Here is a 14,563-nt window from a genome sequence, read left to right as displayed (position 1 = left end):
TAGTTATGTCATTGCGAGCGAAGCGTGGCAACCGCACGGAAGCAAAACCGCTCTGTATAGCATGCGATTGCTTCGTGCCTCGCAATGACATAGTTTTATTAAATGCCTTTCTCTTCAGAAGGGGACATTACACCAAAATAAGCTTCCAACTCATTCAACGTTGATGAACTGGTTGCGATATCTTTAATGATCACACCCTTTTCCATCAGCAGAATCCTGTCACAAACATCGGTGATGTGGTTAAGGTCGTGGCTGGATACTATGGTGGTTACACCTTTATTTTTATTGAGATCTTTCAGCAGGTTTTTAAGTCTGAACTGGGTACTTGGGTCGATGTTGGCGAAAGGCTCGTCGAGCATCAACAATTCAGGTTCCTGCAGTAAGCAGGCTGCAACGCCAACCTTGCATTGGTTACCCTTTGAAAGGTCGCGGATGTATTTGCCTTTTTTCAGGATCTCGCCGTTAAAAAAATCGGTGAGACTGGTTAATACTTCGTCAACGTGCGCCTTGTTGAGGTTGTGTAAGCCACCTATGAAATAAAAATATTCTTCGGGGGTTAGGTAGTCTATTAAAAAACCTTCATCGAGATAGGCTGCAGTATAATCCTTCCATTTTTCATGACCGGCTACAACTTCGCCATTGGATAAGATCTCGCCGCTTTCGGCACGGATGAGGTCAAGCACCATCCGGAACAGTGTAGTTTTACCCGCACCGTTATTGCCTACAAGGCCAACACTTTCGCCTTTATTGATTTGCAATGCTGGCACATCTACAACGGTAATGCCGTTGTAGATCTTTTTTAAATTTCTTACTTCAATCATGATTATTTATTTCTGAAGCCTTCGGCAATGGTATAACGTTTCTGCATAAAATCTTCTTCCAGTTTTTTAACCCAAAAGTCGCGGGTTAAAACAAATATGATCCCAATAGCGGCAAGCATGGCCAAACCCATATCGGCATGCTTAAACAGGGAGAAGGGGAGGTAAATAATATATGGCGTGAGCATAAGCGGGAACGAGATGAGCATCTGCGTAGCGCCTACACCTTCCCAGTTAAATGAAGCGCCTTTTGACAGGTTGATGCTTTTTGCATTGCGATTAGCAAAAAACAGTACAATGGTTGTATTAACGCCGATGTTCCACAGGTACATTACAAAATGCACTAATACAATGTGCCAGCCAAAATAGGCATAAGGTGTGGTTAGGATAAAGGCCACCGTTGATACCATGGTAAACAACAGGTATTTAGCCTTCAAGAAATCGCGGAAGTTGATCTTGCTCACCAACAAACCATCAAAATGCGCGGCCTGCCAGCTGTACATGAACTGACCGTAGTTAATTATGAAAATACCCGTCATGAACATGCCAACAAAAATGTACCAGGTTTGTCCGTAATGGCTGTTAGTGTAAAATATAAGGCCGTAAAACATAAAGAACAGGCCCATAACCAATGCCGAACGGGGGCGCTTGTTGCGGAAGATCAGTTTCAGTTCGTTAGCTACCAGATCACCAACTTTGCCAAACCTGTTTAACAGCGGAAACTCGGTGCTGCTTTTATAGGCTGAGGCCTTGCGCGAGCTTAATTCTTCGAGATAAAGGTTTTGCTTTAAATAGGCAAAATTGATGTAGTACATGGCTACAGCAAGTATTATGGGGAGTAATACCAATACCGGTTTACTAAGCAAATGCCCGAAATACAGGTAAGAAATATTATGGACTGAATACAGGTGAAACCTAAAATCGCCTGTGATGATCAAGCCCAGCGTTGCTATAAATACCAGGAAAACCCAACCGTTTAAATTGGCCTTACGCTTAATAAATAAGGCCAGGTAATTGTTGAAAAGCATGAAGCCTAAAATGGCCAGTACAAAGGCCAACGCCGGTAAAGCGCCCGAATCTGTTAGGATCACCTTTAAAACAAAGGGAATAAAAAGTATAATGGGCCACAGATTAAAAACCGATAACATAGCCGTGAAAGCCAGGTATGATACTACAGTATTGCGTTTAACAGGCAAATGGAGATACGGTTGTACCCTTAATGTTGGCAACTCCTGCAACTGCATACGCATGATGAGGTCGAACAGGAAGTAGAGCAGGATAATGCCACAAAAAGAGATCACCACGTCGTCATTTGGAAAAGATTCTTCCAGAATTTTATCTAAAAATAACCCTGCAAACAAAATACAGGCAAAAAGATAAAGGATAAGCAAAGCCATTACCACGCGGATCGCAATACTTTTACCTGTATTTTTTGACCGCCAGAAAGCTTTGAGCTCGTGCCCGAGGAAGGTAGTGATCATAGATATAGACAGTTAAGGGTTAAGGTATAGGTTTAGTTAAAGATATACCTTTTGAAAGCGAAGCTTAAATTAGTATTTATACCTGTCGCCCCAAAGTTTTCTTAACTTTTCTTTTGATTCATTTTCGCGCGCATTGTTACCGGGATCATAAATTTTTGTTCCGCGGAGGGCATCGGGCAGGAAATCAAGGTCGGTAAAATTGCCTTCATAGCTATGGGCGTATTTGTAGTCCTTTCCATAGCCTATATTTTTCATAAACTTGGTTGGCGCATTTCGCAAATGCAACGGCACAGGTAAATCGCCGGTTTGGCGCACCAAAGCTATAGCCGCGCCTATGGCTGTTGTAGCTGAGTTACTTTTGGGTGATGTGGCCAGATAAATGGCCGTTTGCGATAATATCAGCTGTGATTCGGGCATGCCTATTTTGTTAACGGCTTCAAAGCAGCTTTGCGCAAGCAGCAAGGCGTTTGGGTTGGCATTGCCAATATCTTCGGAGGCCAGAATGAGCATACGGCGGGCGATAAACAGCGGATCTTCGCCGCCAACTATCATCCTCGCCAGCCAGTAAACCGCGCCGTTGGGATCAGAACCCCGCATAGATTTGATAAAGGCCGAGATAATATCATAATGCTGCTCACCGGTTTTATCATACAGGGCCATGTTTTGCTGCACATGTTCCAGTACAACTTCATCGGTTAATACTATTTCCTTGCTGTCGAAAGCATTAATCAGCAGCTCAAAAATATTGAGCAGCTTGCGTGCATCGCCTCCCGAAAGGCGCAGTAAAGCTTCGTAATCTTTTATGGTGATGTTTTTTTCCTTCAAAACCACGTCTTCCTGCATGGCTTTGTTTAGCAGATCAATCAGGTCGGTTTCGGAAAGTGGTTGTAGTATGTAAACCTGGCACCGTGAGAGCAAAGCCGAGATAACCTCGAAGGATGGATTTTCGGTAGTAGCGCCTATTAGGGTAACTATGCCCCGTTCTACTGCACCCAGCAGGGAATCTTGCTGGGATTTGGAAAAGCGGTGGATCTCATCGATAAATAGTATCGGCAGTATGGCACCTTGTTCTTTTAACTGAGATGCTTTTTCTATCACCTCCCGTACATCTTTAACCCCCGAATTGATAGCGCTCAAAGCAAAGAACGGACGGAACAAGGATTGCGAAATGATATAAGCCAACGTTGTTTTACCAACGCCTGGCGGCCCCCAGAATATCATTGATGGCAAGGAGCCCGATTCGATGGCTTTCCGCAGAACAGCTCCCGGCCCAACAAGGTGCTTTTGCCCAACATAATCATTAAGCGATTTGGGACGCATACGTTCGGCTAATGGCGGGAGGTTATTCATAAAAGTAAAATTCAGAAAAGAAAACGCTAAATCCTAAAAAAATTAGTAATTAATAGGCCCGTCGTTGTGCTTTTATTGGTTTTAGCCTGAATTTTTAAAACCCCCTCTTGAGAGCAGGGCTGTTGCATTCTATAATATATAACGCAAGTTCAAGCGTCTTTCGCTTGAATTATAACCAACGTAAGCGTCCACGCTTACGTTTATAACGCTTTACGGGAGCGTGGACGCTCAATTAAGGCTAACGATCAAGCGTAGACGCTTAATCGTGCGAGTTTTTAAGAACTCAATATTAGAATGCAACAGCCCCGCTCTTGAGAGGGGCTGCGAAAGAAACGAGCGGTGGCTGGGGTGTGTTTCATCGCTTGAAGAGAAACACACCCCTCCACCCCTCTCAAGAGGGGAATCGCACAATCCCGCACTTTTCGCCAGAAACATAGGTACTGAAAATTTTATGCTCTATCTACAACACATCAACAAAAAAGGCTGCCTTCATTACGGAAGCAGCCTTTACTATATATATTCGAATTTTTATTAATTACTGTTGGTTAGGATTTTGATCGCTGTTGTTATCTTCAGGATCATCTGACGGAGTGCCTACAATTTTGTAAGCTTTGTTGTCGCCGTTTTGAGTTTCCTGGTAGTAATAACCGTCAGGAGATACAAATAGCTTTTCGCCATTGATTTTGATCTTCCTGCAATCCGGAGGCAATTGGGTTACAATGTCGCCAATTTGCGGGCCCTGATCAACACTGCCGCCATCGCCGTTACCCTGATCGGTATTTAACTGACCATCTTTACCGGCAATCACGTAAACTGTTGAACCATCATCTTTGGTATATGGCTGATAGTAAACACCATTCAACTCATAGTACTGCTCGCCGTTGATCATGATTGATTCCGCACCTGATGGCAAGGTTTTGATTTCGGCACCAATTGGAGGCTCAACAACGGTATATTGATCGTTGTACTGACGATAGTACAAACCATCGCTGTAGTAATATTGGTAATCGCCCCACCAGAAAGGATAGTAGCCGTAAGGCAAGAAACCTATGCTAAAACCTAAACGTGGATAATAGAACGAGTTATAATAATTACGGTATGGATAGTAATAGTGGTTGCCAAAGTAACCGCCGCGGCCACCATAAGGGTAAGTGCCAGGGTAAACCCTGCGACCACCATAGGCGTAACCACCGCCTCTGTAATAGGTGCCACGACCGCCATTGTAAACCCTTCTGTCTACAGTTGCATAACCGCCACGGGTGCCATTGTATACACGCGCAGTGCTGCCATAGCTGCGTTGTGGTGCTATTGAGGTTCCGTTTGGCCTGATACCACCATAGCTGCGTTGTTGCGGAGTGCCGTAGCTGCTGCGTGAATCGGTGCCATAGCTACGTTGTGGTGCCGCTATCGCGGTACGGGTGCTACCGTTAAACGAGGTTGAAGGGCGTGAAAAACTGCCACCTGAAGGACGGGAAAAACTACCGCCTCCGCCACCACCGCCGCCTGACGATCTTGAGCCACCGCCTCCTCCGCCACCACGAGAACCACCGCCGCCACGTTGTGCATCAGCATTGAATGCTAAAGACAGGCTCAACAAGCCTCCTAAAGCAATTGTTAATAGATTTTTATATGTCCTTTTCATGATGAAAGAATTTTTAACTGATCAGCATAATATTTTTTGCTGATATAAATATATAGACTATTAAATGTTTAAACGGTTTAACGCGTTTTAAATTATTTTTTACTCAAAAAGCGAACCAATACTATCTATACGTACGGGTCGCCGGTTTCGCTACGCTATATCCTCGGCAATGAACAAAAAAGATTGCTCAAACTGAAGGGTAAAAAAGCCATCGTGTGTGGTTTTATACCTGTTACCGCCAACGGCTTCAAGCCCGCTCAATTGCAAGCCCGAAGGGTGCGAAAGCAATTCAATGAACTCGCCTGCCGGTTTCCACTTACTGAAACCCGAATTAACCGGGTAGATCTTTTGTTGCTCCCTGAAAATTACCAGGTTTATTTTATCAGCATAAAACAAAAAATCTTTCAGTTCCGGCGCATCAGTTATCACATTAACTGCCGGGTAATTATGCGTTAACAGGTATTTTAAAGCAGCGCCGGCCGAGTTATCATCGCCAGTTGGCATCAGCTTTACATCTGATTGCAAGTCACCTGCATCCCCATCGCTAATTATCCAGTCAACCTTGATGCCCGAGGTGTTCAGTTTTTCTGCAGTATCGGTTGTGCAAATCACCGTAGGGCTCCACTCCAACAACTGACCAAGCATTTCTTCGTCAAAAGTATCCATACTTAAAACCAGTAAAGCAGGCTCCTGTTTTTCGCGAACTATATGATGTGATGACATTGCTAATGTAGATGCTACAGATGAATATTAAATGAAAATATAAAGATGAGGTTTTTATTGTGATATGAGGTAGAGGCTACATTTTATGACCGTAGAATAGTATTAACGGTCACCTTTTTTATTTATTGAGTATTAACGGTAAACCTATCATGAAAAGGAAGCTTTTATTGTTTGCGCTTTTGTTTTTTACAGGCTGCATTATGGATTATTACGACAATCGGCTGTGCGTTATTAATCAATCTCCGGTTAGCATCGCCGTAGAGGTCGTCAACGATACAACCAAATACACAGCAAATAACATCGCATATTATCAATCACATGCAATAGCGCCTAATGACACCGCTTTTATAACAAAAGCGGGCAAAAATGCCTGGCTTGAGTATACTAATGAAGGGAAAGCTAAAGCGTTATATGTATATTTTTTTAATCTCGATAGCCTAACCAAATATGAAAGAGGCGGAGCGGATATGAGCTATCTGATCGGGAACAAAAAGTATTTGAAAAGGCTGGATTATTCGCTTGATGAATTAAAGAAGACCAATTGGCAGATCAAATACAGATAGGGGCTACTGTTAATACCATGACACTCCAAATCAAGCCTCACTTAAATAGCTTTTTACACGGCTCGTAACCCGGAATTTAGTATTGTTTTCTTCGGGGGGTAAATTGCCAAATGCCCAATATTGTAATAATGCAAGATGTTCTTGTTTCTCTGGCTCGATTATTCTTTTTATAGATGTCCAATAAAAATCATCATCGTCAGGATCGTATTGCAATAGATCGTCATAGGATGCGATTATTAGAGCTAAAAAAGCTTTTTTAACAGATAGTGTTAGATCATACGCCCTAAATGTCGCTAAAAATTCGCTTAACCTTGCCGGATCGGCCAATTCAATATCCCAATCTTGTTCATCACCTCTTGCAGGCAGGTTTAACAACTTATTGAGATAATCAGTATCCTCTTTATATAAAATATGCATCAAGTAATTCAATACATTTTTCTGTAAAATTCCTTAACGCTTGCTGCCGGATCAGCAACCAGGTTTATGGCTGATGATACCGCGATGCCATCTATCCCTGTTTGAAGCAAAGGCTCTACATCATCCAATTGGATGCCGCCGGCCGCTATCACCGGAATGCTTATGCCCAGCTTTTCCAGTTTGCGATACCCGTTAAAGCCAAGAGGGGCATTATCGTTCGAGTCATCGGTTAAAGTAGATGAAAACGGGCCATAGGCGTAATAATCAACTACGCCGGTGCTTTGTAATTTTAATAGTTCGTCAGCGTCATTAACAGATGCGCCAAGGGTTTTATCCGCGCCGATAATTTTTCGTATAGTCGGGAGGTCAGCGTCGATATCATCAATATGTACACCCTGTGCGTCAACCCGGTCAATCAAATCATAATGGTTGGCGATGATAAGGGTTGCTCCCCAATCGTCGCAAATTTCGGCTATCTCGTTTATCTCATCAATCAGTTCGTCTTCGGGTTTGCTCATGCAATGATATTGCACCCAGTTGGCGCCTGCCCCGCAAGCAATTTGTACCTGCTGCACATGGCTTCGGCCTGGCATATCCTGTGTAACGTAATGAAATCTGGAGATATATTTTTTCATCGCTTTTTTCCAAATTAAAAAGTCCCGAGCCAAACAAGGCCGTTTGGCTGTGCTTTAACTCAGGACTTTGTACGAAAAACTTACAACTTAGTTCTTCAACGCTTCGCTAACAGTTTTGCCCACGCAGCCGTTAGGTGCCTGGATATGTAGTAACGATGCTATAGTAGCCGAAATATCAGTCATATGTGTTTGGCGGGTAAGGTTGCCATGTTTAATGCCCCAGCCCATAAATACCAGCGGAATGTGTGAGTCATACGGGTTCCAAGTACCGTGTGTGGTACCGGTTGGGCCACGGTCATTAGAACCATGACCTGTATACCAGGCCGGTTTCAGGATAATCTGGATGGCTCCGCTATGCTCCGCATTGTAACCGTTAATGATCATGCTGCGCAAATCATCAGGAATATTAGCTTCCTGAATTTTTTGCAGGTCGATTGCATAAGCAATACCTTGTTGCTTTTTCAGGTAATCGATACAATCCAGTTTTATAGCATCTTCACTAACGCCTGCTTTTGCAAGGGCCGCGTTGTTGAAGTTAACCTGGTAGTTATCCATGCTGATGATCAGGTTATTCACCTTGTATTTATCGCTGATCATGGTGTTCATTTCTTTGGCAGCTTTGCTATCGTCCCAAACACCTGCGGGGATGTTATGATCTTTCAAAAAGTTAGGATTGTGGGCAGCGCCGTGGTCGGCACTCAGGAAAACCGAGTAATTGCCTTTACCAACAGTGGCATCTAAATAATTGAAAAAAGCCGCCAGGTCTTGGTCGAGCCTTAAATATGTATCCTCAACCTCAACCGAGTTAGGGCCAAACTGGTGACCAACATAATCTGTTGATGAAAGGCTCACTGCTAAAAAGTCGGTTACGGTATTTTTACCCAGCTTTTCGCCTTCGATGGCTGCCTTAGCCAGATCAAGGGTCATGGTGTTGCCGAAAGGAGTAGAGCGGATCATGCCGATGCGGCCTTTATACAATTCAGAAGTTTTAACCGGTAGGGTTGGTGTAGCGGCGCCTGGAAATTTATCTTCGTAACGGTCGCTGTTATCAGGCGCGCTTTGCACGTAAGTATCAATAGGGTATAATGGGTTCCAATCCTGTTTCAGGTATTTTTCAGCAATTTTTTGACCGTTGAAAGTTTTAACCCATGACGGCAGGTCATTCATATAATAAGTACTGGTGATCCAGTTGCCGCTTGCATCATCAAACCAGTAAGCTGCATTTGCCGAGTGACCTGCAGGCAGGATACCGCCGCGGTCTTTCAAGGCAATACCGATAACTTTTGAACGGAAATTGGTAGCAAGCCTTAACTCGTCGGTAACGGTGCTAACCAATAAGTTACGGGGCGACATCTGGCCCGCTTTTGAAGTACTGCCAACGGCAACCACTGTGCTGTCATCTGTACAATACATTGATTTGCCGGTAGCCTGGATAATAAAGTCGTTGCCAACTATGCCGTGTATGGCAGGGATAGAACCAGTGTAAATGCAGGTGTGACCAGCAGCTGTTACGGTAGGAATATAGTCGATATTAGTGTTTTCGCAGGTGAAACCTTCATTAAGCATGCGTTTAAAACCACCGGTTTGGTAACGATCATAATAACGGTACAGGTAGTCCCAGCGCATTTGGTCAACCACTAAACCCACAACCAGTTTTGGGCGGGGAATTGATGCAGACGCAGGAGGCGTTGTTGTAGTTTTCTTTTTTTGTGCGGATACCGAAACGGTAGCGAACGAGAGGGAAATAAGCAGCAGATGTTTAAACTTCATCGCGGGAAAAGATTTTTGATTGCGCCAAATATCAACAAAGCATTTAAAATGCAATATGATGTTTTTGTTAATTATACAGATTGTTACAAAGGGTTTGTTGTTTAAACGCAAGGTCTGTTCGGGAAAACTTTGTAAGTTTAACAAACCAATTATTAAACCTATTTAGATGAAACGCATCCTTTTACTTCCGCTTTTGCTGCTGGTAAGTTCTGTTTTTGCTCAAAATAAAAACCTTGATGTTGTGGCTACCGATGCAGGCAAAGTATCTGGTTTCGCCAATCAGGCTGGCGATGTGCATATTTATAAAGGAATCCCCTTTGCGGCTCCGCCCGTTGGCGATTTACGTTGGAAAGCACCTCAACCGGTAAAGCCCTGGGATGGTATTAAAAAATGCACCGAATTTGCTGCCAGCCCAATGCAGGGTAAGCCTGATGCATTTGGTGTATACACACGCGAATTTCTCATTCCTTACGAACCTATCAGCGAAGATTGCCTCTATTTAAACGTATGGACTGCCGCTAAAACATCCGCAGAAAAACGACCTGTATTGGTATATATTTATGGTGGAGGATTTGTAAGCGGCGGCGCGGGTGTGCCTATTTATGATGGCGAAGCGATGGCAAAAAAGGGGATCATATTTGTGGTTATTAATTATCGTGTGGGGATTTTTGGCTTTTTCGCCCATCCCGAATTAACTAAGGAATCGCCGCATCATGCTTCAGGAAATTATGGTTTGATGGATCAGTTGGCTGCATTGAAATGGATAAAACAGAATATAGCTGCCTTTGGCGGCGATCCGGGCAAGGTTACTATCGCTGGTCAGTCGGCAGGTTCCATGAGTGTAAATTGTTTGGTGGCATCACCATTAGGAAAAGGCCTGTTTAACGGCGCTATAGCCGAAAGCGGGGCCAGTTTTATCAGTCCGCGTGAATACGACGGCTTGAAAGAAGCGGAAGAAAACGGCATAAAAACGGCAACTACATTAGGTGCAAGTTCTCTTGCGGAATTGAGAAACAAACCTGCTGCCGAACTGGTTGGCAAAGGCCAAAGCCGCCCGGTTATTGACGGTTATGTTTTACCGGAAAGTATTGCCGATATTTTTAATGAGCATAAGCAAAACGATGTGCCCGTACTTACCGGCTGGAATGAAGATGATGCCTTTGTTGGCCCGCCAAAAACGGCCGAAGATTATAAGAAAATGATAAGCACTCAATACGGTGCTGATGCTGATGAACTTTTAAAATTGTACCCGGCAGGTTCGGATCAGGAAGCTGCAACCTCACAAATCCGGATCAACCGCGATCAGATTTTCGGGATGCAGAATTATACCTGGGCCAATGTACAAAGCGAAAAAGCGAAATCGAAAATTTATGTTTACCGTTTTACCCGCCGCTTGCCGGCCACTGCAGATTTTGTTAAATATGGCGCTTTCCATACCGGCGAGGTGGCTTATGCTTATGATAACCTTAAATTCCTGAACCGCCCATGGGAGCCTGTTGATCAGCAATTGGCCAATATCATGAGCACCTATTGGGCAAATTTTGCTAAAACCGGTAACCCTAACGGGAAAGGTGTACCAACATGGCCTGCCTATACAACAAGCGATAATAAAATTATGATCCTGGGCGAAAAACCGGAAGCGAAACCATTACCTGACAAAGCAGCTTTGGATTTTATGGTAAAGCGGGCAAGTGGAAAATAAGAGTATATATATGAAAAGAGGCTTACGAGGTTTTTAAAACCTTGTAAGCCTCTTTCTATGCCGGATAGCATTTTTAAAAGTGATAATTTACACCGGCTTCAACGGTAGTAACAGATATCCCGAGGATGTTTGCCGCTGCTGCGATACCAGTTGAAGGACTATATCCGAAGCTCAGGTCAAATTTTTTGCCAACTATAAATCCAGCTTTTGCTATTGGTGTAAACCAGGCTCCTCCGCTTGATGGCACCTTTTCTTCTGAAACGGAATTGAATCCCGGTACGGTAGCACTTGACATCTGCTTTTTAGTATTAGCAGCGCTATATCGTGAAAAGTTAATGGCTGCTCCTCCGCCCAGGTAGAACTTGAAATTGTTTCCGTTAAAAAAGTTGTAAACAAGCTGAGGTCTTAATGAAGCACTTGTTTGCGTAAAAGAATAAGTCCTGATTGTAGTTGAACTGTATTCAACGTCATAATTACTGACCCGTGCCTTGATCATTTCCAGCACCAGTTCGGTCCTGAAAATTAAACGACCTGTATTAGGATTAAAAGGTACATCTACACCAAAAATTAATTCGGGTAGGTAAGATGACTTTTGAAGATCAGTAGTGCCAGTCGGCGGATTGCCCTGTCTGGTTACCCGGCTGGCATTTAAACCAACACCTGCATATAAGCTGTACGCATGCGCATTGCTTTTTTTAACAGTTGCAGTGTTATCATTATTGATCAGGTTTATTACTTTAAGTATCTCATCCTCGTTATAATTAAGTATTACAATACGATCTATTACCGCGCGAGCATTATCCTGGCGGTATTTATTAGCCAGTTCAATAAGCTGGGCATAATAAATGTTTTTCTTCTTTAACGAAGGTGAATCCCTGTCAAGGTAAGGTTGGTACTTTAACTCCTGTGGTGCTATGCCAGTTTTGTTATCGGTAACGTAAAACCTGGTTTTAATAGCGTCGGTATATGATAATAATGACACATTAGCCCCTTTTTGTACGATTTTTAGAAAAACCTGGTCGGTTTTAGAGGTTGTGTCTATTTCGTTTCCAACGGTTTGGATATCGGTCTTGCCCATGCTGATGGCTACCATCGCCGATTGATATTGTTCAATCCCGGCTATTTCAAAATAGCTGATGTCGGTGGGGTGATAATTCTGCACTTTGCCATCAAGGGTCTTTTTAAAGCTGATGTTATCAGGGTTTGAATACCATTCCCTGTAATTGATAAAACCGTTAATGGGTTCGCCGTTACTGGTAATAACAAAGCCTTGTTTGTAGTTAGTTTGCGCAGAGGCATGGTAAAAAGAGAGCAGGAAAAATGTAAATAGAAGCGTATAAAATTGTTTCATGAATATTGTGACGGTATAAGTTTAAAACCGCCCGAAAATACATTTAATTAGCTTGATTTTCGGGCTTGTAATTATGCAGCATGTTTTATTGCTTTATAGCGGCACCTTTATAACCTTAACCGGGTTGCCCCGCTCAAGCGAGTGATGCTCCAGCCACTGGCTTTGCTGCTGATCCGTAAGTTTACCGGTTTGAAGCGCAGCTATCCTTTCCTGAAGCCTTATTAAACACAGTTTTTTGTTTTGTAATTGCGAACGGCTATCCATAGCTATGACCTGTATGCCGGTAGGTTTGTGTGTGCCGCGTACGGCCGTTTCAACCTTATTTACATTTTGCCCGCCCGGCCCCGATGACCGGGTGGTTTCAAATACCACATCTGCAGGATCAAAACCTGTTTGTTCCGGAATATCGAATACTTCAACACCTACAAACCAGTTTTTACGTTTATGCGCGGGTCGATAGGGGCTTTGCGCTGTCCATTGTATGGTGCCTTGCCATTCTTTTATCAGGCTCTCCAGGTGGTTACTTTCAGCTATTAAAGCAGACGACAAAAGTGTGCCTTTTTGCGGCCCCGGTTTATCTTCAGCTATAGCTATGCTTATGTTTTGTGCCTTTGCCTGTTTCATGATCAGGTCTCTAACCCTAACTACAACAAGACAGCATTCCGCTGGGCCTTTCCCTGCGGTTATTTGTATGATCTTTTTCATTATTCTTTGTCCATTCTTACTATACGTGGGTGAAATTTACCCTGTACTTCAATTAATTGTTGCTGGGCGGCTATCACCGTGTCTATATTTTTATAGGCCGATGGATTTTCTTCCAAACTGCCGCCAATCAGGGTTACATCAGCATCTGCCAATATCTTTTTAACTGCCGAGCCTGTTGTGCTTTCCCGTGCTTCCTTGCGGCTCATAGCCCTGCCCGCGCCGTGCGATGCAGAGTATAAGGCACTATCATTTCCTTTGCCCATTACTAAATAAGCGGGAGTGGCCATGCTGCCGGGAATAATACCCAGTTCACCAACATGGGCAGGAGTAGCTCCCTTACGATGGATAATTGCCTCTGTGCCGTCTATCAGTGTATCCTTCCATGCAAAATTGTGGTGGTTTTCAACTTTGGCCAAGGCTTTTAAACCCAGCGCCTTTAGCAAATTAGTGTGGATACGGTCATGACATGCCTTTGCGTAATCGCCGGCAAGCTTCATGCTTAGCCAATATTCTTGACCGGTTTCTGTAGCAAGATCAAGCCAGGCCAGCGGCTGTGCTTCGCGCGGAAGTTTGCAGGTTTCCATAGCTATCTGTGTATAATGCCGGGCGATGTTTGCTCCGAGGCCACGACTGCCCGAATGTGACAGCAAAGCCAGGTATTGCTTGGGTGGAAGCCCGATGGCATTGCCTTCGTAGATTTCCATCAGCCCAAACTCCACAAAATGATTTCCACTGCCAGATGAGCCTAATTGTTTAACAGCTTTTCCATGTAGCTTTCTAAGTAAAGGTGTTTGATGGAAGCGGGGACTATCAAGTACTTCGTGATCTTGAGATGCATTCAAACCTCCGTCAATACCAAAGTGAGTATGATCATTTATAGCTTGTTTTATTTGATGGGTATAACGGTTTAAAAATCGTTCATCGGCATCAATAATTGATAGGGCCATCCGACAGCCGATATCCATGCCAACACCATAAGGGATCACCGCGTTTTTGGCGGCGAGTACCCCGCCGATGGGCAGGCCATAGCCGCTATGTGCATCGGGCATCAATGCTCCCTGTAAACTAATTGGTAGCTTAAGTGCAAGTTCCATCTGTTTGATGGCGGATGGCTCAATGCCGGCTTCTCCAAAAATGTTTAGTGGCGCGTGCTGATCTTTTAATTCGTAAGATGTGCTTATCGCTTCGTGTATATTGCTGATAAATGTTTCGGCTATTTTTCCGCTTATTTCATTGTTTAAAAAAGCATCCGGTTGCTGCTGGATATTGGTTAATAAATTAATTGCCTCTGCTTTGCTGTATTGCTTAAAGTGTTTGGCTATCATATTCACGGCGAGGCTGCGCTGTTTGTTGTCAGTGTAGCCTATCTGTGTTAATTCTTTTGTTTTTAAATTGCCCATAAGGGT

Annotated in this window: 13 protein-coding genes; 2 read left to right on the top strand and 11 right to left on the bottom strand. The window is 43.7% G+C overall.

The window, feature by feature from the left end:
* Positions 1-98: 98 nt before the first annotated feature.
* The 5 genes from EAH55_RS00775 to EAH55_RS00745 all read right to left on the bottom strand — a co-directional run bounded on the left by EAH55_RS00775 (position 99) and on the right by EAH55_RS00745 (position 6,014).
* The gene (locus tag EAH55_RS00775; protein ID WP_121808085.1) at positions 99-821 is read right to left on the bottom strand and encodes an ABC transporter ATP-binding protein; all 723 of its coding nucleotides are present in this window, start codon (positions 819-821) and stop codon (positions 99-101) included.
* Between the two features lie 2 nt (positions 822-823).
* The gene (locus tag EAH55_RS00770; protein WP_121808084.1) at positions 824-2,299 is read right to left on the bottom strand and encodes a DUF5687 family protein; all 1,476 of its coding nucleotides are present in this window, start codon (positions 2,297-2,299) and stop codon (positions 824-826) included.
* A 69-nt stretch (positions 2,300-2,368) separates the two neighbouring features.
* Positions 2,369-3,649, bottom strand: a complete 1,281-nt coding sequence (locus EAH55_RS00765) for a replication-associated recombination protein A (RefSeq protein ID WP_121808083.1) — start codon at positions 3,647-3,649, stop codon at positions 2,369-2,371.
* 535 nt (positions 3,650-4,184) lie between these two features.
* Positions 4,185-5,291: a DUF6515 family protein gene (locus tag EAH55_RS30775; protein ID WP_162996704.1), complete on the bottom strand. Its 1,107-nt coding sequence runs from the start codon at positions 5,289-5,291 to the stop codon at positions 4,185-4,187.
* A gap of 150 nt (positions 5,292-5,441) precedes the next feature.
* Positions 5,442-6,014, bottom strand: coding sequence for a thiamine diphosphokinase (locus EAH55_RS00745; RefSeq protein WP_121808079.1), 573 nt, complete (start codon positions 6,012-6,014; stop codon positions 5,442-5,444).
* 149 nt (positions 6,015-6,163) lie between these two features.
* Between EAH55_RS00745 and EAH55_RS00740 the strand changes: the two genes are divergently transcribed.
* Positions 6,164-6,577, top strand: coding sequence for a hypothetical protein (locus tag EAH55_RS00740; protein ID WP_112574440.1), 414 nt, complete (start codon positions 6,164-6,166; stop codon positions 6,575-6,577).
* Between the two features lie 30 nt (positions 6,578-6,607).
* Here the strand turns inward: EAH55_RS00740 and EAH55_RS00735 are convergent, their stop codons facing one another.
* The 3 genes from EAH55_RS00735 to pafA form a co-directional block, all read right to left on the bottom strand.
* A complete protein-coding gene (locus EAH55_RS00735) occupies positions 6,608-6,994 on the bottom strand; it encodes a hypothetical protein (protein WP_121808078.1) in 387 nt (128 codons plus the stop codon).
* 8 nt (positions 6,995-7,002) lie between these two features.
* On the bottom strand, positions 7,003-7,629 hold the full coding sequence (locus EAH55_RS00730) for a thiamine phosphate synthase (RefSeq protein ID WP_121808077.1): 627 nt from the start codon (positions 7,627-7,629) through the stop codon (positions 7,003-7,005).
* A gap of 87 nt (positions 7,630-7,716) precedes the next feature.
* Positions 7,717-9,399: an alkaline phosphatase PafA gene (gene pafA, locus EAH55_RS00725; RefSeq protein WP_121808987.1), complete on the bottom strand. Its 1,683-nt coding sequence runs from the start codon at positions 9,397-9,399 to the stop codon at positions 7,717-7,719.
* A gap of 166 nt (positions 9,400-9,565) precedes the next feature.
* On the opposite strand from pafA, the gene EAH55_RS00720 reads away from it, so the two are divergent.
* Entirely contained in the window at positions 9,566-11,101 is a 1,536-nt protein-coding gene (locus EAH55_RS00720) for a carboxylesterase/lipase family protein (RefSeq protein ID WP_121808076.1), read from the top strand.
* A 73-nt stretch (positions 11,102-11,174) separates the two neighbouring features.
* Here the strand turns inward: EAH55_RS00720 and EAH55_RS00715 are convergent, their stop codons facing one another.
* The 3 genes from EAH55_RS00715 to EAH55_RS00705 form a co-directional block, all read right to left on the bottom strand.
* Positions 11,175-12,452, bottom strand: coding sequence for a hypothetical protein (locus tag EAH55_RS00715; protein WP_121808075.1), 1,278 nt, complete (start codon positions 12,450-12,452; stop codon positions 11,175-11,177).
* A 93-nt stretch (positions 12,453-12,545) separates the two neighbouring features.
* Positions 12,546-13,157, bottom strand: a complete 612-nt coding sequence (gene prfH / locus EAH55_RS00710) for a peptide chain release factor H (RefSeq protein WP_244228067.1) — start codon at positions 13,155-13,157, stop codon at positions 12,546-12,548.
* Positions 13,157-14,557: an RtcB family protein gene (locus tag EAH55_RS00705; RefSeq protein ID WP_121808073.1), complete on the bottom strand. Its 1,401-nt coding sequence runs from the start codon at positions 14,555-14,557 to the stop codon at positions 13,157-13,159. Before EAH55_RS00705 ends, prfH begins: the two co-directional genes overlap by 1 nt.
* Positions 14,558-14,563: the final 6 nt, after the last annotated feature.

Source organism: Mucilaginibacter kameinonensis (assembly GCF_003675385.1).
GTDB classification, from domain to species: domain Bacteria; phylum Bacteroidota; class Bacteroidia; order Sphingobacteriales; family Sphingobacteriaceae; genus Mucilaginibacter; species Mucilaginibacter kameinonensis.
Note: the sequence above shows the minus strand (reverse complement) of the source record. Positions and strands in the feature narration are given on the sequence as shown.

Excerpts from the sequence above, each read along its gene's own strand:
- EAH55_RS00745 (WP_121808079.1), bottom strand. The coding sequence starts at position 6,014 with ATGTCATCACATCATATAGTTCGCGAAAAACAGGAGCCTGCTTTACTG.
- EAH55_RS00705 (WP_121808073.1), bottom strand. The coding sequence starts at position 14,557 with ATGGGCAATTTAAAAACAAAAGAATTAACACAGATAGGCTACACTGAC.
- EAH55_RS00770 (WP_121808084.1), bottom strand. The coding sequence starts at position 2,299 with ATGATCACTACCTTCCTCGGGCACGAGCTCAAAGCTTTCTGGCGGTCA.
- pafA (WP_121808987.1), bottom strand. The coding sequence starts at position 9,399 with ATGAAGTTTAAACATCTGCTGCTTATTTCCCTCTCGTTCGCTACCGTT.
- EAH55_RS00720 (WP_121808076.1), top strand. The coding sequence starts at position 9,566 with ATGAAACGCATCCTTTTACTTCCGCTTTTGCTGCTGGTAAGTTCTGTT.
- prfH (WP_244228067.1), bottom strand. The coding sequence starts at position 13,157 with ATGAAAAAGATCATACAAATAACCGCAGGGAAAGGCCCAGCGGAATGC.
- EAH55_RS30775 (WP_162996704.1), bottom strand. The coding sequence starts at position 5,291 with ATGAAAAGGACATATAAAAATCTATTAACAATTGCTTTAGGAGGCTTG.
- EAH55_RS00735 (WP_121808078.1), bottom strand. The coding sequence starts at position 6,994 with ATGCATATTTTATATAAAGAGGATACTGATTATCTCAATAAGTTGTTA.
- EAH55_RS00715 (WP_121808075.1), bottom strand. The coding sequence starts at position 12,452 with ATGAAACAATTTTATACGCTTCTATTTACATTTTTCCTGCTCTCTTTT.
- EAH55_RS00775 (WP_121808085.1), bottom strand. The coding sequence starts at position 821 with ATGATTGAAGTAAGAAATTTAAAAAAGATCTACAACGGCATTACCGTT.
- EAH55_RS00740 (WP_112574440.1), top strand. The coding sequence starts at position 6,164 with ATGAAAAGGAAGCTTTTATTGTTTGCGCTTTTGTTTTTTACAGGCTGC.
- EAH55_RS00765 (WP_121808083.1), bottom strand. The coding sequence starts at position 3,649 with ATGAATAACCTCCCGCCATTAGCCGAACGTATGCGTCCCAAATCGCTT.
- EAH55_RS00730 (WP_121808077.1), bottom strand. The coding sequence starts at position 7,629 with ATGAAAAAATATATCTCCAGATTTCATTACGTTACACAGGATATGCCA.